This window comes from Streptomyces venezuelae, assembly GCF_008642355.1.
GTDB lineage: Bacteria > Actinomycetota > Actinomycetes > Streptomycetales > Streptomycetaceae > Streptomyces > Streptomyces venezuelae_B.
The window spans coordinates 7,460,066-7,479,459 of the sequence record NZ_CP029193.1 but is presented as its reverse complement, the minus strand read 5'-3'; the positions used below and the strand labels follow the sequence as shown (position 1 = coordinate 7,479,459).

Here is a 19,394-nt window from a genome sequence, read left to right as displayed (position 1 = left end):
CGTGGCACCAGACCCCGGATCAGCCCGTTCGGCGCAGTGCGCCGCGGGCGCCCCGGTCCGCGACGGGCGACGATCGGAGAGCGGAGCAGCGATCCGGGACGCCAGGAGGGACAGGGGTGACGGATGGGCACCCGGAGCGGCGGACACGACACGATCACGCACAAGGCTGTCCCGGTGGGCCGGGACGCCGGAACGGACGGCTGATGAGCAGCGGTTTCATCGGGCCCGAGGGATTCGGGCAGGACCCCTTCGGAGCGCTCTTCGCGCGTTTCCTGGGCAGCGGGCGACGGCAGATCGACATCGGCAGGCTCATGAGCGGTCCCGCACGGGAGCTGGTGGCCGCTGCGGCGTCGTACGCGGCGGAGCACGGCAAGAGCAACCTCGACACGGAGCACCTGCTGCGGGCGGCGCTGACCATCGAGCCGACGCGCGGTCTGGTCGCGCGCTCGGGGGCCGATCCCGAGCAGATCGCCGAGGAGATCGACCGGCACTCCGCCGAGACGGAAGGCGCCGTGCCCACCCAGGCGGTCGCGCTGACCCCGGCCGTCAAGCGGGCGCTGCTCGACGCGCACGAGGTGGCCCGTGCGGTCGGTGCCGGGTACATCGGCCCGGAGCACATCGTGATGGCGCTGGCGGCCAACCCCGACTCGGCGGCGGGGCACATCCTCAACGCGGCGCGCTTCGACCCCGGCACGGCCCCGCAGCAGCCGCAGGGCCGCACCGGCCCGGCCGAGCAGCGTCAGAACGGCTCCAGCGGCACGGCCACGCCCACCCTCGACCAGTTCGGTCGGGATCTGACCGCGCGGGCCGCCGAGGGCGGCGTGGACCCGGTCATCGGCCGTGAGGAGGAGATCGAACAGACCATCGAGGTGCTGTCCCGGCGCGGCAAGAACAATCCGGTGCTCATCGGGGACGCGGGCGTCGGCAAGACCGCCGTCGTGGAGGGTCTCGCCCAGCGGATCGCCGACGGCGACGTGCCGGAGACCCTCGCGGACCGCCGCGTCATCGCCCTGGACCTGTCGGGCGTGGTGGCGGGCACCCGTTACCGCGGTGACTTCGAGGAGCGGCTGAACGGCATCATCGAGGAGGTGCGCGCCAACTCGGACGAAGTGATCGTCTTCATCGACGAGCTGCACACCGTGGTCGGGGCCGGCGGCGGGGGTTCCGAGGGCGGGTCGATGGACGCGGGCAACATGCTCAAGCCCGCGCTCGCAAGGGGTGAGCTGCACGTCATCGGGGCGACCACGCTGGAGGAGTACCGGCGGTACATCGAGAAGGACGCGGCGCTGGCCCGCCGCTTCCAGCCGATCCTGGTCGCGGAGCCGACGGCCGCGGACGCGGTGGAGATCCTGCGCGGCCTGCGCGACCGCTACGAGGCCCACCACCAGGTGCGGTACTCCGACGAGGCGCTGCTCGCCGCCGTGGAGCTGTCGGACCGCTATCTGACCGAGCGTTTCCTGCCGGACAAGGCGATCGACCTGATGGACCAGGCGGGGGCGCGGGTTCGGCTGCGGGCCAGTACCAAGGGCACGGACGTACGGGCGCTCGAGCGCGAGATGGAGCAGCTCACCCGGGACAAGGACCAGGCGGTGGCGGCGGAGCAGTACGAGCGGGCCACCGAGCTGCGGGACCGCGTCGCCGATCTGGCCCGCAGGATCGAGGAGGGGCGGAGCCGTGCGCCGGGTGACGGGCGGATCGTCGAGGTGAACTCCGAGGACATCGCGGAGGTGGTGTCGCGGCAGACGGGCATTCCGGTGAGCACGCTCACGCAGGAGGAGCGGGACCGGCTGCTCGGCCTGGAGGAGCATCTGCACGAGCGGGTCGTCGGGCAGGAGGAAGCGGTCAGCGCCGTCGCGGAGGCGGTCCTGCGCTCACGCTCGGGTCTGTCGAGCCCCGACCGGCCCATCGGGAGCTTCCTCTTCCTCGGCCCGACCGGCGTCGGCAAGACGGAACTGGCGCGGGCGCTGGCAGAGGCGCTGTTCGGCAGTGAGGAGCGGATGGTCCGGCTCGACATGAGCGAGTTCCAGGAGCGGCACACCGTCAGCAGGCTCGTCGGGGCGCCGCCCGGTTACGTGGGGCACGAGGAGGCGGGGCAGCTCACCGAGGCCGTGCGCCGTCACCCGTACTCGCTGCTGCTGCTCGACGAGGTGGAGAAGGCACACCCCGACGTGTTCAACACGCTGCTCCAGGTCCTCGACGACGGGCGGCTGACCGACGCGCAGGGCCGGACGGTGAACTTCACCAACACCGTCATCGTGATGACGAGCAACCTCGGCTCGGAGGCGCTCACGGGCCGGGGTGCGACGCTCGGTTTCCGGGCCGACGGGTCGGAGGCCGACGAGGAGGCGCGGCGCGAGCAGGTGCTGCGGCCGTTGCGCGAGCACTTCAGGCCCGAGTTCCTCAACCGCATCGACGAGATCGTCATCTTCCGGCGGCTGACGGGCGAGCAGCTGCGGCAGGTCACGGATCTGCTCCTGGAGGAGACCCGGCGCAGGCTGCGTGCGCAGGACGTCACCATCGAGTTCACGGCGGAGGCGGTGGACTGGCTGGCCCGGCGGGGTCACCAGCCGGAGTACGGTGCACGGCCGCTGCGCCGCACGATCCAGCGCGAGGTCGACAACCGGCTGTCCCGGCTGCTCCTGGACGGCGGGCTCACCGCGGGCAGCCGGGTCACGGTCGATGTCGTCGACGACGCGCTGGACATGCGGGTCGCGTCGGGGTCGGCGGTGGGGTGACGGCTTCGCGGGCTAGCCGAGACCGCCGCTGCCGAAGCTGCCGCTGTTGCCCTTCCTGTGGTCGTCCGGGTCCTGCGAGTCGCTGGGATGCGTGCTGGACCTGCCGTACCCGTTGTGGAGCTCGTGCGGCAGGAGGCGGCGCCCGTCGTGCGGCATCTCGTCCGGCTCGCGGTACTCCCGCTCCTCCCGTACGGGCCCGTCGTACGGCCGTTTCGGCTGTTCCTCGGGGCTCACCGTCCGTGTCTCGCGCGCCTGGGCGCGTCGGCCCCAGAAGAAGGCGGTCAGGAGCACGCCGACCACGACGAGGCCGGCGACCCACATCAGCAGGGCCGCGGTATGGCTGACAGCCAGTTCCATAGGTTCCATAGAGGAGGTGTACCCGCCCAGCTCGAAAAGTAGCTCGAATCGCCCTTTTCGCGGCTTTTACCCTGCTTGTGAGGTCGTGCGCATGCGGTGGGCGAGACGTGCGGTGCGGGTGGTGACGTCCACCGTGTACGCCTCGACGGTCATCGCACCCCCGGAGACCTTCAGGATCATGAAGCCGTGATCGGAGAAGTTCTGCCAGGTGGCGGGGTGGCGGAAGTGGGCCTTGCCGTCGCCCGCCTTGCCCGCGGCGCCGCACACGATCTGGCGGGTGCCGCGGGTGCGGGCCGTCGGCTCCAGGATCTGCAGGGTGTGGTCGTGCCCGGACAGGATCAGGTCGGCGCGTCCGCACACCACCTCCTCGTACAGCTCCTTGAGGTGGATGCCGCTCGTGTAGTTTCCGATCACGAAGCCGTCGTACGATCCGGCGCTGCCGTGCTTGCCGTTGTTGAGGTACGGGTGGTGGCCGAGCACGATCTTCCAGCGGGCCCGCGACGCCTTGAGGGCGCCGTCCAGCCAGGCGCGCTGCTCGCGCATGTAGGGGCCGTTCCAGTAGTAGCGCGGGTCGAGCTGTGCGACGTACGACGAGACGGGGTTGGTGTCGATCGCGAAGAACTCGACCACCGGGTCGCTGCCGTCGCCGGGCCGGGCGGGCAGGGCGACGTTGTAGTAGCGGCTCGGCATGTACCAGCGGCGGGAGGCCTGGGCGTAGGCGACCTCGCGGTCACCGCGGGAGGGGTCGCCGCCGCTGCCGGGAATCAGTCCTGAGCAGTCGTGATTGCCGAGGACCATCAGCCACGGCATGTCCAGACCGGAGTTGGGGTCCTCGAACTTGGTGCGGAACTCCGAGTCGTCGGCGGACTCGGGGCCGTTCTCGTAGATGTTGTCGCCGAGGCCGACCGCGAGGCCGACGCCCTCGGCGCGGCACACCTCGCGGGCCGCGGCGGCCACCGCGTGCTGGGCCTCGTCGCCCGTGCCTGCGTCGCCGGTGAGGAGCACCGCGTACTCCCCCGCGCGGTTAGTGGCGGTCGGCAGGGGGAACCTGTCGGTCCGGGCGGCGGCCGCGGCGGGCCGTTCGCCGCCCTGGAGGACGGTCAGCGCCGCCGCTCCCGCCACCACGCCGCCCAGCACGGTCCGGCGCCGCGGCGCCCGCATCTCCCGGACCCGCTCCCCCACCGGCCCTTCCGCCAGGGCCGGTTCGGCCCGCAGCCACTGCTCTTCGGTCAGGTCCGCGCTCGGTGGTATCAGCTCGTCATCGCACATGGAGGGTTTCTCTCACGGGCAGGCGGGCCGATGGTGGGGAACCGATGAACTCCTGGTGGACGAATGGCCACGGGTGATCATTTGTGGCGGTGCCGTCCCCCTTCGTCCCTCAGGCCGCCTCCACCACGTCCGAGGGGTCCACCGTCCCCGTGCCCTTGGCGAACTGCGTCCGGTACAGCTCCGCGTAGCGTCCGTCGAGAGCGAGGAGTTCGTCGTGCGTGCCGCGTTCGACGATCTGTCCGGCCTCGACGACGAGGATCTGGTCGGCGGAGCGCACCGTGGAGAGCCGGTGGGCGATCACCACGGCGGTGCGGCCTTCGAGCGCTTCCGCGAGGGCTTCCTGGACGGCGGCCTCCGAGGTGTTGTCGAGGTGCGCCGTCGCCTCGTCGAGGATGACGACCCGCTGCCCGGCGAGGAGCAGCCGTGCGATGGTCATCCGCTGGCGCTCGCCGCCGGAGAGCCGGTATCCGCGCTCGCCGACGACCGTGTCCAGACCGTCGGGCAGGGAGCGTACGAGGTCTTCGAGGCGGGAGCGGCGCAGGACGTCCCACAACTCGTCCTCGGTCGCGTCGGGCCTGGCGAGGAGCAGGTTGTCGCGTACGGACTCGTGGAAGAGGTGGCCGTCCTGCGTGACCATGCCCAGCGTGGCCCGCATCGATTCGGCGGACAGGTCCCGGACGTCGACGCCGCCGATGCGGACGGCGCCCGCGTCGGTGTCGTACAGGCGGGGCAGGAGTTGCGCGATGGTCGACTTGCCCGCTCCGGAGGAGCCGACGAGGGCGACGGTCTGGCCCGGCTCGGCGCGGAAGGAGAGGCCGTGCAGGACTTCGTCGCCGCCGCGGGTGTCGAGCGAGGCGACCTCTTCGAGGGAGGCGAGGGAGACCTTGTCGGCGGCGGGGTAACCGAATCGGACGTCGTCGAACTCGATGGCGACGGGCCCGTCGGGCACCGGCACCGCGTCCTTCTTCTCCTCGATGAGCGGCTTCAGGTCGAGGACCTCGAAGACCCGCTCGAAGCTGACGAGCGCGCTCATCACCTCGACCCGCGCGCCGGCCAGTGAGGTCAGGGGCGCGTAGAGCCGGGTGAGCAGCAGGGCGAGCGAGACGACGGCGCCCGGCTTCAGCGACCCCTCGAGCGCGAAGTACCCGCCGAGGCCGTAGACGAGCGCCAGTGCGAGAGCCGACACCAAGGTGAGGGCGGTGATGAACGCGGACTGTGCCATCGCGGTGCGTACGCCGATGTCCCGGACCCGGTGGGCCCGCGCGGCGAACTCCGCCGACTCGTCGCCGGGCCGCCCGAAGAGCTTGATGAGGGTGGCGCCGGGCGCCGAGAAGCGCTCCGTCATGCGGGTGCCCATGGCGGCGTTGTGGTGCGCGGCCTCGCGCTGCAGCCTGGCCATGCGCGTGCCCATGCGGCGTGCGGGGATCACGAAGACCGGCAGGAGCACCAGCGCGAGCAGGGTGATCTGCCAGGAGAGCGTCAGCATGACGACGAGGGTCAGGACGAGTGTCACCACGTTCCCGACGACGCCGGACAGCGTGTTGCTGAACGCCCGCTGCGCGCCGACCACGTCGTTGTTGAGGCGGCTGACCAGTGCGCCCGTGCGGGTGCGGGTGAAGAAGGCGACGGGCATGCGCTGCACGTGGTCGAAGACGGCGGTGCGCAGATCGAGGATCAGCCCTTCGCCGAGGTTCGCCGACAGCCACCTGCTGAGCAGCCCGAGACCGGCCTCGGCGAGCGCGATCCCCGCGATGAGCAGGGCGTAGTTCACGACGGTCGAGGAGTCGGAGCCCGACACGATGGCGGTCACGACGTTGCCCGCCAGTACGGGAGTTGCCACCGCGAGCAGCGCGGTGAGGACGCTCAGCAGCACGAACTGCCAGATGCGTCGGCGGTGGGGCCGCGCGAAGGCGCCGATGCGGCGCAAGGTGGCCCGGGCGAACGGGCGGCGGTCCTGCTGGGCGTTCATGACGCTGTACATCTGCGTCCACGCGGTCGTTTCCATGCTCATACGGGAAGGTTAGAACCTCAACTAAACTTGAGGTCAACCTTTCGGGAACGACGAACCGCCCCGAGAACCCACCGCCCGTTCGCTGCGCGGCTAGCCGAGTTCCAGCGACGTGACGCCGAAGACCCGGGCCTCCGCGTACTCCCTGACCGGGCCCGTGTACATGCGGGCCGTGTCGAAGGTGGGCTTCATGCCGCGTGCCTCCGCGAGCGCCACGGCCTCCGGGTTGGACTCGGGCACGTCCATGGCGACGGGGGCGCCGTCCGCCTCGGCGGCCAGCGCGTCCAGGAGCGCTTCGGCGTCGGCGCGGGTGTCCGCGAACAGCGGTCCCACGCGGCGGGCGTCGCGGCCCTGGCGGAGCACTCCGTATCCGGTCAGTCGGCCGTCGACGATGCGGGCGAGGGCGCGGTGGCCCGGCGCGGCGAGCCAGGACGCGAGGAAGCGGGGGCGGTCGGCGGGCAGGCAGGCGCTGTCGTACGCCGTGAGAGCCCGCAGACCCGCGGCCTCGACGGGGCGTACGTGCCGGTCGGGCAGGTCGACCACGGGAAGCGGGCCGGTGTAGCGCAGTGTTCCGTGCCGTCGCTCGAAGCCGGAGCGGCGGTAGTTGTCCTGCTGGTCCGGCACGCCGTCCAGACCGACGGTTCTGCCCTCGGCGTGCGCGAGGCCCGCCCGCCAGGTGGCGAGGCCCAGGCCGCGGCCCCGCTGATCGGGGCGGACCAGGTAGTGGCCGAGGAAGGCGTAGTCGTCGCCGTAGTTGACCACGGAGATCGCGGAGACGGGTTCACCGTCGAGGCGCCCCAGGAAGAACCCTTCCGGGTCCTGCGCGTGGAAGGAGGAGGCGTCGGCGAGGCCGGGGTTCCAGCCCTCGTCCGCCGCCCACTCCGTCACCACGCGCCAGTCGTCGGGCGTCGCCCGTGAGATCACGAGCCGCCCGGGGGCCGAATCCGTCATCGCTGCACCCTTCTCGATCCGACACGGTGGGCCGTGGAGAGCCGCACCGGGTGCATCCTGCCCGAGCGGACGTCAGCCGATGCCCGCCACATGACGGTCGCGCGCGGCGCCGAGTCCCGCCACGACCTGCGGGACCAGCAGGACGAGCAGCAGCACGAGCGGCACGGTCCAGCTGTGCGAGACGTCGTGGACGGCGCCGAGCAGGGTGGGTCCCGTGGCGGCGAGGATGTACCCGAAGCACTGGGACATGCTGGAGAGTTGCGCCGCGTGCCGTGCGTCGGGCGCCCGCTGCACGATGAACAGCAGCGCCAGGCTGATGGCCGCGCCCTGGCCGAGGCCGAGCAGCGTCATCCAGAGGTAGGCGCCGCCGACCGGAGCGGCGAGGAGACCTGCGTAACCGAGTGCGCAGAGGACGGCGCCGAGCGCGGCGAGCGTCCCCGACCGGAGCCTGCCGCCGACGATCACCGGTGCGAGGAAGGAGCCCGCGATGCCGAGCAGCGAGGAGAAGGAGAGCATCCAGCCCGCGTCGCCCGGTGCCATGCCGGCGTCCTGGAACACGGTGGGCAGCCAGGCGGCGGCCGCGTAGTAGTTGAGGGACTGCAGGCCCATGTACGCGGTGACCTGCCAGGCGAGCGGGGAGCGCCACAGGCCGCGTACGGGGTGGGCGGCCTGCCGTGCCGCCGCCGCGCCGACCCGGGTACGCGAGCGGAGCTGCGGCAGCCACACGAGCAGCGCGACGACCGCGAGAGCACCCCAACAGGCCAGGGTCGTGCGCCAGTTCATGCCGCTGGCCTGCTGCACGGGCAGTGTGACACCGGCTGCGAGGGCGGCGCCGCCGAACAGCGACATCGAGTACAGGCCCGTCATCAGGCCCGCCTTCGCCGGGAAGTCGCGCTTGATGAGGCCGGGCAGCAGCACGTTGGCGACGGCTATGCCGGCGCCGATGACGACGGTGCCCGCGAAGAGCGCGACGACCGAGTCGAGCAGCCGCAGGGCCGTGCCCGCACAGATCAGGGCCATGGTGCCGAACAGGGACCGCTCCATGCCGAAACGGCGGCCGAGGCGGGGCGCGACGGGCGCGAGCAGGCCGAAGCAGAGCAGCGGCAGGGCGGTGAGGAGGCTGGTCGCGGCGGCCGACATGCCGCTGTCGTCGCGGATGGTGTCGGCGAGCGGGGAGACGGCGACGAGCGCGGGGCGCAGGTTGAGGGCGAGCAGGACGACGCCGAGGGCGAGGTAGAGGGCGTGGCGCCCGGCCGTGGGGGGCGTGGCGGGGGCGGGGACGGAAGCGGGGCCCGGCGGCGCCTCGGTGGCGCCGGAGGGTGCGGCCTCGGTGGGCGCCGGTGCTGCCTCACTCATGATGTGGTGCTCCTGATTCGTCGCTGTGGGGGGTGTCGCCGAGGGCTTCGGTGTCCGGCCGGGTCTGCGGGTGTTCGCGCAGGGCGGCCATGCCTTCGTTGAGGTGGGCGAGCACCGCGGCCTCCGCGGCCTCGGGGTCGCGCGCCTCGATGGCGTCGACGATCGCCTGGTGCCCTTCGCGCTGGTGGCGGACGGAGTCCGGGACGGGCGCGCCGATGACGGACTGGACCGTGGTGCGCAGGGCGTCGCTGAGGTGCCCGTAGAGCTCGGCGAGGACGCTGTTGTGCGCCGCGTCGGCGACCGTGCGGTGGAAGGCCATGTCCGCGTCGACGAACGCGGTGATGTTCCCGCTCTCCCACGCGAGACTGCGCTCCGCGAGCGCGGCGCGCAGCGTGGCGAGGTCCTCGTCGGTGCGGCGCTCCGCGGCGTACCGGGCGGCGTCGCGCTCCAGCGAGGCACGTACTTCGTACGCCTCCAGGACTCCGGCCCGGCGCAGCCTGCGCTGCACGGCCGCGCCGAAGTCACTGTCCGCCCGCACATAGGTGCCGTCGCCCTGGCGGGGCTCCAGCATGCCGGTGTGCACGAGGGCGCGCACGGCTTCGCGCACGGTGTTGCGGCCCACGGCGAGCTGCTCGACGAGGAGCGGCTCGGCCGGGATCTTCTCGCCGACCTTCCACTCGCCGTCGCCGATGAGGCTCTCCATCTGGGCGATGACGAGGTCGACCAGGTTGGTCCGGGCGGCGCTGCGCAGCGGCATCGTTCGGCACCTTCTCTACTGGACACGGGGGACATGGGAACATCCCATGTTTACAGACATCGGAACATCCCATGTTTCCGCCTGTCAAACGGCGCGCGGGCAGGTTTTACTCGCGGAGTTTGGTCTAGACCTTGACAGGTCCAGACCATTTTCGCTTGAGTCGCGACACCCCCATCGACGGCGTGGCCCCGCAAACCCCGCCGCCACAAGGAGAGTTGGCATGATCAAACGCCTCACCAGCTTCACCGCCGCGCTCGCCGCGCTCGGCGCGATGATCGTCCTGGGCCCGGCCGCGACCTCCGCGTCCGCCGCCGAGTGCGCCGCCCCTTGGAGCTCCGGTTCCGTCTACACGGGCGGCAAGTCCGCCTCGTACAACGGACACAACTGGACCGCCAAGTGGTGGACCCAGAACGAGACGCCCGGCCGTTCCGACGTCTGGGCCGACCAGGGCACCTGCGGCGGCGGCACGGGTCCGGGCAACCCCGACCCGTCCGGCTTCGTCGTGAGCGAGGCCCAGTTCAACCAGATGTTCCCGAGCCGGAACTCGTTCTACACGTACAAGGGCCTGACCGACGCCCTCAAGTCCTACCCGGCCTTCGCGAACACCGGCAGCGACACCGTGAAGCGCCAGGAGGCGGCGGCGTTCCTCGCCAACGTCAGCCACGAGACGGGCGGCCTGAAGTACGTCGTCGAGCAGAACCAGAACAACTACCCGCACTACTGCGACAAGACCCAGCCCTACGGCTGTCCGGCGGGACAGGCCGCCTACTACGGACGCGGCCCGATCCAGCTCAGCTGGAACTTCAACTACAAGGCCGCGGGCGACGCGCTCGGCATCGACCTGCTCAACAACCCCTACCTGGTCGAGCAGAACCCGGCCATCGCCTGGCAGACGGGCCTCTGGTACTGGAACACGCAGAACGGCCCCGGCACCATGACCGCGCACAACGCCATGGTCAACGGCGCCGGCTTCGGTGAGACCATCCGCGCCATCAACGGCACCCTGGAATGCAACGGCGGCAACCCCGCCCAGGTCCAGAGCCGCATCGACCGCTACAAGTCCTTCACCCAGATCCTGGGCACCACACCGGGCAACAACCTGAGCTGCTGACACCCCTCCCCGCGCGCGGCACCCCCTCCGACGCCGCGCGCACCCCCGCCGCCGGGCGGGCGCAACCCTCCGCGCCCGCCCGGCACTTCACTTCGGGGCCCGGCACCACGGCCGTCACGCCATGGGCTCCGGCGGCTCCAGCCGGAACACCGGATGCCGCGCAGCCTCGTCGGCGAACTCCTCGTCCGTCGACTCACCCGTCACATCGAAGTAGGGCCGCGTCACCGGCACGTCCCGCCAGTACTGGCGCAGCACCGGCACACTCTCCGCCGGGCCGAGCTCGACCACCCGCACCGTCTCCGACCTGCCGCCCCGGCTGAGACCGACCTGTCCGGCCGCGCGCGCGTTGCGCACCCACTGACTCACTCCGTAGGCGGCGACGAGCCACCGTTCGCCGCCGGACGACATCACGTCGACGGGCGTGGAGTACACCCGTCCGGACTTCCTGCCGCGCACGGACAGGTTGTAGCGGTACGCCTTGCCGATCCCCCGCCGGGTCATCGCGTGGAACACCCGGTTGATCATGCGCGTGCCGACCGTCATGCGGTACGCCTTGCCCATCGCCCCTCCTCATGTCGAGGTCGGAGCCTACGACGCGGGGACCTGCGCCTTCGACGCGGCCAGCAACTGGGCGGCACCGGCACGGGCTTGGCGGGCCGGTTCCGGGGAGCCCGAGATCGCGGCGGCCGTCATGGCACCTTCCGCGAGCAGGACGAGGGGGCCGACGGCGGGTTCCGGCACGCCCGCGTCCGCCGCGAGCCCGGCCACGTACTCCCGGAAGGCGGCCTTGTGCGCACGGACGGTCTCGGCGACACCGGGGTCCACGGCACCGAGTTCGCCGAAGGAGTTGACGAACGCGCAGCCGCGGAAGTCCGGCTCGGCGAACCACGCGTACAGCCAGTCGTAGACCGCGAGGACGCGTTCCTCGCCGCCGTCCCTCCCGTGCGCCTCGTCGACGTATGCCGCGAGGCGTCCGCGCCAGCGCCGGTCACGGCGCTCCAGGCAGGCCCGCACCAGCTCCGACTTGGACGGGAACAGGTGGTAGAGCCGCTTGAGGGAGACGCCCGACGCGGTGCGGACCTGGTCCATGCCGACGGACTGGACGCCGCGTTCGTAGAAGAGCCGCTCGGCGGCGTCGAGCAGGCGGGTCTCCGCTTCTGCGTGCTCCATCAGGGCTCCCCGCCAGGGTTGAGAACGTACGTTCTCCCACCGTACTACGGGTGCGGACCCCGCTGCACCGTTGCGCGAGAACGCACGTTCTCCTATCGTGACGGCCCTGCACGGAGAACGCCCGTTCTCCACGGAGCAGCAAGGAGCGAGCCATGACCGCCGACGCCGTGCGACCGCCCGTACCGCCCTTCACGCGGGAGACCGCCATCGAGAAGGTCCGCCTCGCCGAGGACGGCTGGAACAGCCGTGACCCCCGCACAGTGGCCCTCGCCTACAGCGAGGACTCGCGCTGGCGCAACCGCGCGGAGTTCGTCACCGGGCGCGAGGCCATCGTCGGCTTCCTGTCGCGCAAGTGGGACCGCGAACTCGACTACCGGCTCATCAAGGAACTGTGGGCACACGACGGCCACCGCATCGCGGTGCGCTTCGCCTACGAGTGGCACGACGACTCGGGCCACTGGTACCGGTCGTACGGCAACGAGAACTGGGAGTTCGGCGGAGACGGCCTGATGCACACCCGCCACGCCTGCATCAACGACGTGCCCATCCAAGAGAGCGACCGCCTCTACCACTGGCCGCTCGGTCGCCGCCCGGACGACCACCCCGGCCTCACCGACCTCGGCCTCTGAGCCTCACCCGGAATCGGCGGCGGGTCGGACAGCCCGCGTGTTTCCCCCACTCACAGTGGGCACCCGGTCGGCGACAGCGGCTCGGTCCGGAGAACGGTGCCGAAGCCGGGCCGTCCGCCCATCGGCAAGGAGGTCCACATGACCACCGCACGCGACATCATGACCCCTGGCGCGGAGTGCGCAGGCGCCGAGGACACCATACTCCAGGCCGCCGCCAAGCTGACCGAGCTCGGTGTCGGGGCGCTGCCCATCTGCGGGACCGACAACCGGCTCAAGGGCGTCCTCACCGACCGCGACATCGTCGTCAAGGTCCTCGGGCAGGGCAAGGACCCCTCCAAGGTCACCGTGGGTGAGCTCGCGCAGGGCGAGGCCGTGACCATCGGCGCGGACGACAGCGTCGACGAGGTCTTCGCGACCCTGACCGCACACAAGGTGCGGCGCCTGCCCGTGATCGACGGCCACTCCCTGGTGGGCATGGTCGCGCTCGCCGACGCCGCCCGCGCGCTGAGCGACCCCAAGGCGGGTCAGCTCCTGGAGGCCCTCTCCACGGACTGACCGTCCGGCCGCCTTCGGCATGCCCCGACACCTGGGTCGGCCTACGGTGGGGATCCCGGGGACGCACCGCGTGGACCCGGACCGCCGTAGGCCGCCCGCACGTCCCGCCCCCGCGTTCCCGAGGAGGAGCCGTATGCCCATCGCCACGGTCGACCCGGCCACCGGCGAGACCCTCGAAACCTTCGAGGCTCTCTCCGGCGACGAAATCGAACGCCGGCTGGCGACCGCCGAATCGGCCTGCGCCCGCCACCGCCTCAGCGACTTCGCCGAGCGCGCACGCCTGCTCAACCGCGCCGCGGACCTCCTCGAGGAGGACGCGGCGGACATCGCCCGCACCATGACGACCGAGATGGGCAAGCCGGTGAAGGCCGCGGAGGCCGAGGCCGCCAAGTGCGTCAAGGCCATGCGCTGGTACGCCGAGCACGCCGAGGGCCTGCTCGCGGACGAGCACCCCGCGCAGCGGGACGTGAGCGACTCGGGCGCCGAGCGGGCGATCGTCCGCTACCGCCCGCTCGGCGTCGTCCTCGCCGTGATGCCGTGGAACTTCCCGCTCTGGCAGGTCGTGCGCTTCGCCGCCCCGGCCCTCATGGCGGGCAACGTGGCCCTGCTCAAGCACGCCTCGAACGTGCCGAGGACCGCGCTCTACCTCCAGGACCTGTTCACGCGCGCCGGATACCCGGAGGGCTGTTTCCAGACGCTGCTGATCGGCTCGGGCGCCGTCGAGGACATCCTGCGCGACCGGCGGGTGGCCGCGGCGACCCTCACCGGCAGCGAGCCCGCAGGACGCTCGGTGGCGTCCGTCGCGGGCGACGAGATCAAGAAGACCGTTCTGGAACTGGGCGGCAGTGACCCGTTCCTCGTGCTGCCGAGCGCCGACGTCGAGCGCGCGGCGGCGACGGCGGTCACCGCCCGGGTGCAGAACAACGGCCAGTCCTGCATCGCCGCGAAACGCTTCATCGTGCACGCCGACGTCTACGACGCGTTCCGGGAGCGGTTCGTCGCGGGGATGCGGGAGCTGACCGTCGGCGACCCGATGGACGAGAACACCGACGTGGGTCCGCTCGCGACCGAGCAGGGCCGCGACGACCTGGCGGAACTCGTCGATGACGCGCTGGGCAAGGGCGCCGCGGCGCTGTGCGGCGGACAGCGGCCCAAGGAGCTGGAACGGGGCTGGTACTACTCCCCCACCGTCCTCGCCGACGTCACGCCGCAGATGCGGATCCACCGCGAGGAGGCGTTCGGTCCGGTGGCCACGCTGTACCGCGTCGCGGATCTGGACGAGGCCGTGGCACTCGCCAACGACACGCCGTTCGGACTGAGTTCCAACGTATGGACCCGGGACGAGGCCGACGTCGAGCGGTGTGTGCGGGATCTGGAGGCGGGCGGCGTGTTCTTCAACGGCATGACCGCCTCCCACCCCGGGCTGCCCTTCGGCGGCGTCAAGCGTTCCGGGTACGGCCGTGAGCTGTCCGGCCACGGCATCCGCGAGTTCTGCAACGCGACGACGGTGTGGCACGGCGCGTAGGGACGGGTCCCGGGCCCCTCCGGGGGCCCGGCGGACTACGCCGACAGCAGTGAGTCGTCCAGGGTCCTCGCGCCCGGCAGCCGGTGCCCGGCCGCGACGACGGCGGCGTCGATGTCGCTGGTACCGGTGGCCAGGCACAGGCTGTAGGCGACGTCCTCGTACGCCTGGCGGCTCTCCGCACTGCCCTGGTCGGCACGGAGCAGGGCCAGGGTCTTGTAGCGCTCCAGCAGGTCTTCCAGGACGACGGGGTGCGCCAGCAGCATGGAGAGCCTCCATCGGGTCGTGTGCGACGTTCGTTCTGCGTCCCGTCTGCCCGCCCGCGAAAACTCGAATCACAACGTGCGCCACAAGAAGCACTTCCGTTTGTAGTCCCGGTGATTCGTCGTCAGACTCGATGTTGTGGACACGGCGAACAGCAAGGGCAGGGACAACGACCGCCGCGAGACCGAGAGCGAGCGCGCCGACCGCCGGTGGGCCGAACTGATCCAGGAAGTGCGGGTCGCGCAGACCGGCGTGCAGATCCTCTTCGGGTTCCTTCTGACGGTCGTGTTCACGCCGCGCTTCGCCGAGCTCAACGACACCGACCGGACGATCTACGTGGTGACGGTGATCCTCGGCTCCACGGCGACGGGCGCCCTCATCGGTCCGGTGTCGTTCCACCGCATCGTCGCGGGGCGCCGGATCAAACCGCACGCGGTGGTGTGGGCGTCCCGGCTGACGCTCGCCGGGCTGATCCTCCTGCTCGGCACCCTGACGGCGGCGCTGCTCCTCGTACTGCGCGTCGCGACCGACAACACCGTAGTGCCGTGGCTGGTGGCAGGTGTCGTCGGCTGGTACCTGCTGTGCTGGTTCGTGCTGCCCGCGTGGGCGCGGTACAAGCACACCTCCGTGGACTGAACCGGAACCGGCGCCGAGCCGACCGGGCATGCGCTTCGCTGACGCGTCAGGTGTGGATCACGGGGCCCGGGGCACCCAGTGTCAGAACCGAAGCAGGCAGCAAATCCGCACCGTTCACCTCAAGTCACCATGAGTCACGCTTTGGCTCACTTTGAGTGATCCTTCCGGTGGTGGCCCATGGTGAACGGGCGGAGTGTGGGAGGAGGAGCCCCCAGTGGAGTTCCCGCCGACGGGAGATGCCACATGACCACGCACACGCGGACACCCATGCCCACCCCGGCACGCACGGGACGCGCGACCCGGCCGACCCGCCGGCCCCGCCTGATCACTCTGCCCGGCGTCTACGCACCGCAGTACGACACCGAACTCCTGGCCCGCAACCTGCGCCGCGAGCGCATCGGCGAGGACGCCTCCGTACTGGACCTGGGGACCGGCTCCGGCGCGCTCGCCGTCGCGGCGGCGCGGCTGGGAGCCCGGGTGACCGCCCTCGACATCTCCCGGCGCGCGGTCCTGACCGCCCGCGTCAACGCGCGACTCTCCGGGCAGTCCGTCACCGTCCGCCGCGGCGACATGACGCGCGGGGTGCCCGCGGGCCCGTACGACTACGTGATCAGCAACCCGCCCTACGTACCCTCTCCCTCCACGAGGCTCCCCCGGCGCGGCGCGGCACGCGCGTGGGACGCCGGTCCCGCGGGCCGCGCGATCGTCGACCGGGTCTGCGACGCGGCTCCCGGCGCCCTGCGACCCGGTGGCGTCCTCCTGATGGTGCACTCCGCGCTCAGCGGCGTGGACGCCACGCTCGAACGGCTCGCGGACCGCGGCATGAAACCGGCGCTCGCCGACCGGGAGTTCGTCCCGTTCGGACCTGTGATGCGCTCGCGCGAATCGTGGCTGCGCCACCGCAACCTGCTCGAAGACGGCGAGACCTGCGAGGAGTTGGTGGTGATCCGTGCCGAACTCCCCTGAACACCTCGAACAACCTGAACATCTCGAACACCCTGAACGCCCCCGCCGCGTCACGATCGACCGGGACGGCCCGCTCCTCGTGGAGGGCCCGGTGGAGGTGGTGGGCGACGACGGGACCGTCTCCGTCTCGTCGCGGTTCACCGTGGCGATCTGCACCTGCCGCCGCAGCCGTACGTACCCGTGGTGCGACACGAGCCACCGGCGGCGGGTGAAACAGCACGAGGACAAGCCGGTACCGCCGGAGACGGACGACCAGAACCCGGAGGCATCCTCATGACGGCCCCCGCGCAGACGCGCACCACGGAGGCACGGCCCACCGCCCCCGAATCGCGCCGCCGCAGCCCCGAGCTGCCCTCCCCGCGGGGTGACCTGTCCCGCGCGGTCATCACCGCACTGAGGGACGGCACGCCCGTGCCCGAATCGAGGGACGCGCGACACGCCGACGCCTACGGGGACGACCTCCAGCTCGCCCTCTACATCCTCTACGAACTCCACTACCAAGGGTTCGCCGGAGTCGCCGACGACAGGGAATGGGACCCCGGCCTCCTGTCCCTCCGCCACGTCCTGGAGCGCCGCTTCCTGGACGCCCTGCACGCCGACGTGCCGGCGGGCGACGACGCCGAGGCCGCGCTGTCCGAGCTGCTCGTGGAGCCCGTCGGGCACGACGAGGCGAGCGTCAGCCACCATCTGCAGCGCAACGGCGAGACGTGGCAGCTCAGGGAGTACGCGGCGCTGCGCTCGCTGTACCACCTCAAGGAGGCCGACCCGCACGCCTGGGTCATCCCGCGGCTGCACGGCCGGGCCAAGGCGGCGATGGTGGCCATCGAGTACGACGAGTTCGGCGCGGGCCGCGCCGAGGACATCCACGCCCGGCTCTTCGCCGGGCTCATGGCCGACCTCGGACTCGACACGTCCTACGGCCACTACGTGGACGCCGCTCCGGCCGAGGTCCTCGCCACCGTGAACCTCATGTCCCTGTTCGGTCTGCACCGTGCCCACCGCGGCGCGCTGGTCGGGCACTTCGCCTGGGTCGAGGTGACGTCGTCGCCGGGTTCGCGGCGGCTTTCCGCCGCGCTGCGCAGGACCGGCGCGGGTCCCGCGGCGCAGCGCTTCTACGACGAGCACGTGGAGGCGGACGCCGTGCACGAGCAGGTGGTCCGGCGGGACGTCGTGGGTGGTCTCCTCGCCGCCGAGCCCGGTCTGGAGGCGGACGTCGCCTTCGGCGTCCGGGCCACGGGGTTCCTGGAGGACCGTCTCGGGGCGCGACTGCTGCGGGCGTGGCGAGGAGGGCGGAGCGCCCTCCTCGTGCCGCTGCCCGACGGACCCCGCGCCATGACGGGGTAGGGCCCGTCGCCCGGCCTCAGCCGCCCTCGACGCCGGTCGCGGTGTGCGGCGACCCGACCGGCTTCGACTCCGGGGATCCGCGCTGGCGCAGATAGACGGAGAACGCGGCCATGCAGCCCACGGCGAGGAGTTCGGACTGCCAGTTCTGCAGGGTGCGGCTCCAGAAGTCGGCGGCGCCGAGGTACTGGGACCAGCTGATGGGCGCCTGGAGTTCGCGCAGGTGCTGCTCGTTGTACGCGGCCGTGCCGGTGACGGACTGGGCGAGCCAGGAGAGCAGGAACAACGTGCACATGAGGATGCCGAGCGAGCGGGAGTACCAGGCCTGGCGTACGCCGCCGACCGCCGCCCAGCGCGGCGAGTCGGGCTTGGCGTGCACGCCGACCTTCTGGTCCTCGTCGGACTCCGTGCCCGCCTTGTGGAGCTCCTTGGACTCGGGCGACCCGCGCTGGAGCAGCCACACCGTGCCGAAGATGTAGAGGAAGAACTGCAGGTATTCGGACTGCCAGTTCTCCATGACGTCCACGGCGAAGTCTGAGGACAGCAGATAGCCGCCGAAGCTCATCGGGGCCAGGTCCTCCGCGACGAGCTGGTTGTTGAAGTCGGCGTGCCCCGCGACCGCCTGCCCGGCCAGGGACAGCAGGAAGCCCACGCCGAAGGCGAGCGTCAGACTGTTCTCGCGCGCAAAACGCAGGAGCCCCTTCACCGCCGCATCAACCCCTTCACCACCGGAAAGCCCTCACCGCTGGATCAGTCCGAGCACCGTGCAGTAGGCCAGCCCCGCGGCGACCATCACCAGATACACCGTGAACATCGTCCGCACCGGTCAACTCCCCTTGATCTGGCACTGGTACGGCTTCTCCGGGCGGGGTGTGCAACCTGCGGCCGTGATCTTCCAGCCGTCGGGGAACGAGGACAGGAAGAGGGTGTCGCGGTCGGTGACGACGCGGGCCTGACGTCCGTACACGTCGACGTGCCGCACCCCCGTCGACAGCGGGATCTCCGCCTCCGGCAGGGCCTTCGCGCAGGGCTGCCCGGCGGACTGCTCCAGTTCGTCGAGGGTGCCGGGTGCGAGTGCCGCGCATCCGCGCGCGGCGTCCGGGGCGCGCAGACTGGCCTCGAAGCGGGCGGCGGCACGGGTCGCGGCGCCCTCGCGTGCGTCGACGCCGCCGCAGCCGCCGAGTGCGCAGCCCAGCAGTGTCACGGCGACGCCCAGTCGTGTTGCGCGCACCAGTGCCGTACTCCTTCGCGGTCCCGTAGGGATACGGGTCCTTCGACCATGCCGCACCCCGGCACGCCGTACGGAAGGCCGGGATCCGACACGCGGACGCACACCCGATCGGGGCAACCACTCAGTCGTCGCCGGGCGGTGCCCCCTGGTCGGGCCCGGTCAGGCGCAGCTGCAGCTCGACCTCCTGGTCCCCGGACGCGGTGGCCGCGTCCGTCACGACGAACGCCGACGCGAGTGCCGCACGGAGACGGGACACGGCGACCGGCGCGCCCTGCAGATCCGCGGTGACCGAGCCCGCGAGCAGCACGCCGGGTACGGAGCCCGGACTGTGGTCGGCGAGGAACCCGCCGGTCCAGACCTCGGGGGTGGCCTCCCGGGTCTGGCCCGGCGCGTCGGACCCGCGGTCGGAGGGGAAGTGTTCGCGCAGCACGGTGAACACGGTGTCGGCGTCGGCCGGGGAGCACTCACCGAGGACCACCTGCACGAGGTCCGCGGACGGGGGGTGCGGGGATACGGGGTGCTCGCCGGCCATCCGG

21 protein-coding genes are annotated in these 19,394 nt (G+C 71.6%); 9 read left to right on the top strand and 12 right to left on the bottom strand.

Going from position 1 to position 19,394, the window contains the following annotated elements:
• The first annotated feature begins 203 nt into the window (after window positions 1–203).
• Entirely contained in the window at window positions 204–2,735 is a 2,532-nt protein-coding gene (locus DEJ47_RS33905; RefSeq protein ID WP_150174952.1) for an ATP-dependent Clp protease ATP-binding subunit, read from the top strand.
• A gap of 12 nt (window positions 2,736–2,747) precedes the next feature.
• Here the strand turns inward: DEJ47_RS33905 and DEJ47_RS33900 are convergent, their stop codons facing one another.
• The 6 genes from DEJ47_RS33900 to DEJ47_RS33875 form a co-directional block, all read right to left on the bottom strand.
• The gene (locus DEJ47_RS33900; RefSeq protein ID WP_161237192.1) at window positions 2,748–3,101 is read right to left on the bottom strand and encodes a DUF6479 family protein; all 354 of its coding nucleotides are present in this window, start codon (window positions 3,099–3,101) and stop codon (window positions 2,748–2,750) included.
• A gap of 57 nt (window positions 3,102–3,158) precedes the next feature.
• Entirely contained in the window at window positions 3,159–4,361 is a 1,203-nt protein-coding gene (locus DEJ47_RS33895) for a metallophosphoesterase (protein ID WP_150174950.1), read from the bottom strand.
• A gap of 109 nt (window positions 4,362–4,470) precedes the next feature.
• Window positions 4,471–6,372: an ABC transporter ATP-binding protein gene (locus tag DEJ47_RS33890; RefSeq protein WP_161237194.1), complete on the bottom strand. Its 1,902-nt coding sequence runs from the start codon at window positions 6,370–6,372 to the stop codon at window positions 4,471–4,473.
• Window positions 6,373–6,462: 90 nt separating this feature from the next.
• Window positions 6,463–7,320, bottom strand: coding sequence for a GNAT family N-acetyltransferase (locus DEJ47_RS33885; protein ID WP_150174948.1), 858 nt, complete (start codon window positions 7,318–7,320; stop codon window positions 6,463–6,465).
• Window positions 7,321–7,392: 72 nt separating this feature from the next.
• Window positions 7,393–8,676, bottom strand: a complete 1,284-nt coding sequence (locus tag DEJ47_RS33880; protein ID WP_202459245.1) for a CynX/NimT family MFS transporter — start codon at window positions 8,674–8,676, stop codon at window positions 7,393–7,395.
• The gene (locus DEJ47_RS33875; RefSeq protein ID WP_150174946.1) at window positions 8,669–9,433 is read right to left on the bottom strand and encodes a FadR/GntR family transcriptional regulator; all 765 of its coding nucleotides are present in this window, start codon (window positions 9,431–9,433) and stop codon (window positions 8,669–8,671) included. Before DEJ47_RS33875 ends, DEJ47_RS33880 begins: the two co-directional genes overlap by 8 nt.
• 220 nt (window positions 9,434–9,653) lie before the next feature.
• Here DEJ47_RS33875 and DEJ47_RS33870 point away from each other — a divergent pair, with 220 nt between their 5' ends.
• A complete protein-coding gene (locus tag DEJ47_RS33870; protein WP_150174944.1) occupies window positions 9,654–10,544 on the top strand; it encodes a glycoside hydrolase family 19 protein in 891 nt (296 codons plus the stop codon).
• Between the two features lie 114 nt (window positions 10,545–10,658).
• On the opposite strand, the gene DEJ47_RS33865 is transcribed toward DEJ47_RS33870, so the two are convergent.
• The gene (locus DEJ47_RS33865; RefSeq protein WP_150174942.1) at window positions 10,659–11,105 is read right to left on the bottom strand and encodes a nitroreductase/quinone reductase family protein; all 447 of its coding nucleotides are present in this window, start codon (window positions 11,103–11,105) and stop codon (window positions 10,659–10,661) included.
• 27 nt (window positions 11,106–11,132) lie between these two features.
• Window positions 11,133–11,714 carry a TetR/AcrR family transcriptional regulator gene (locus DEJ47_RS33860; protein WP_150174940.1) on the bottom strand — a complete coding sequence of 194 codons (582 nt, stop codon included), beginning with the start codon at window positions 11,712–11,714 and terminating at the stop codon, window positions 11,133–11,135.
• Window positions 11,715–11,866: 152 nt separating this feature from the next.
• Between DEJ47_RS33860 and DEJ47_RS33855 the strand changes: the two genes are divergently transcribed.
• The 3 genes from DEJ47_RS33855 to DEJ47_RS33845 all read left to right on the top strand — a co-directional run bounded on the left by DEJ47_RS33855 (window position 11,867) and on the right by DEJ47_RS33845 (window position 14,423).
• The gene (locus DEJ47_RS33855; RefSeq protein WP_150174938.1) at window positions 11,867–12,343 is read left to right on the top strand and encodes a DUF1348 family protein; all 477 of its coding nucleotides are present in this window, start codon (window positions 11,867–11,869) and stop codon (window positions 12,341–12,343) included.
• Between the two features lie 138 nt (window positions 12,344–12,481).
• Entirely contained in the window at window positions 12,482–12,898 is a 417-nt protein-coding gene (locus DEJ47_RS33850) for a CBS domain-containing protein (protein ID WP_150174936.1), read from the top strand.
• Between the two features lie 133 nt (window positions 12,899–13,031).
• On the top strand, window positions 13,032–14,423 hold the full coding sequence (locus DEJ47_RS33845) for an NADP-dependent succinic semialdehyde dehydrogenase (protein ID WP_150174934.1): 1,392 nt from the start codon (window positions 13,032–13,034) through the stop codon (window positions 14,421–14,423).
• Window positions 14,424–14,458: 35 nt separating this feature from the next.
• On the opposite strand, the gene DEJ47_RS33840 is transcribed toward DEJ47_RS33845, so the two are convergent.
• Window positions 14,459–14,686, bottom strand: coding sequence for a DUF5133 domain-containing protein (locus DEJ47_RS33840; RefSeq protein ID WP_150174932.1), 228 nt, complete (start codon window positions 14,684–14,686; stop codon window positions 14,459–14,461).
• A 136-nt stretch (window positions 14,687–14,822) separates the two neighbouring features.
• On the opposite strand from DEJ47_RS33840, the gene DEJ47_RS33835 reads away from it, so the two are divergent.
• The 4 genes from DEJ47_RS33835 (at window position 14,823) to DEJ47_RS33820 (ending at window position 17,630) form a co-directional block, all read left to right on the top strand.
• The gene (locus DEJ47_RS33835; RefSeq protein WP_150174930.1) at window positions 14,823–15,320 is read left to right on the top strand and encodes a DUF6328 family protein; all 498 of its coding nucleotides are present in this window, start codon (window positions 14,823–14,825) and stop codon (window positions 15,318–15,320) included.
• 243 nt (window positions 15,321–15,563) lie between these two features.
• Window positions 15,564–16,286, top strand: a complete 723-nt coding sequence (locus DEJ47_RS33830) for a HemK2/MTQ2 family protein methyltransferase (RefSeq protein ID WP_398338463.1) — start codon at window positions 15,564–15,566, stop codon at window positions 16,284–16,286.
• Window positions 16,270–16,563 (top strand): CDGSH iron-sulfur domain-containing protein, encoded by a 294-nt coding sequence (locus tag DEJ47_RS33825; protein WP_150174928.1) that lies wholly within the window; start codon window positions 16,270–16,272, stop codon window positions 16,561–16,563. The genes DEJ47_RS33830 and DEJ47_RS33825 overlap by 17 nt, the downstream gene beginning before the upstream one ends.
• A complete protein-coding gene (locus DEJ47_RS33820; RefSeq protein WP_150174926.1) occupies window positions 16,560–17,630 on the top strand; it encodes an iron-containing redox enzyme family protein in 1,071 nt (356 codons plus the stop codon). Before DEJ47_RS33825 ends, DEJ47_RS33820 begins: the two co-directional genes overlap by 4 nt.
• Window positions 17,631–17,646: 16 nt before the next feature.
• On the opposite strand, the gene DEJ47_RS33815 is transcribed toward DEJ47_RS33820, so the two are convergent.
• The 3 genes from DEJ47_RS33815 to DEJ47_RS33805 form a co-directional block, all read right to left on the bottom strand.
• Window positions 17,647–18,333, bottom strand: a complete 687-nt coding sequence (locus tag DEJ47_RS33815) for a DUF6766 family protein (RefSeq protein WP_150174923.1) — start codon at window positions 18,331–18,333, stop codon at window positions 17,647–17,649.
• 120 nt (window positions 18,334–18,453) lie between these two features.
• On the bottom strand, window positions 18,454–18,858 hold the full coding sequence (locus DEJ47_RS33810) for a hypothetical protein (protein WP_317850851.1): 405 nt from the start codon (window positions 18,856–18,858) through the stop codon (window positions 18,454–18,456).
• A 121-nt stretch (window positions 18,859–18,979) separates the two neighbouring features.
• A complete protein-coding gene (locus DEJ47_RS33805; protein WP_150174921.1) occupies window positions 18,980–19,390 on the bottom strand; it encodes a hypothetical protein in 411 nt (136 codons plus the stop codon).
• Window positions 19,391–19,394 lie beyond the last annotated feature (4 nt).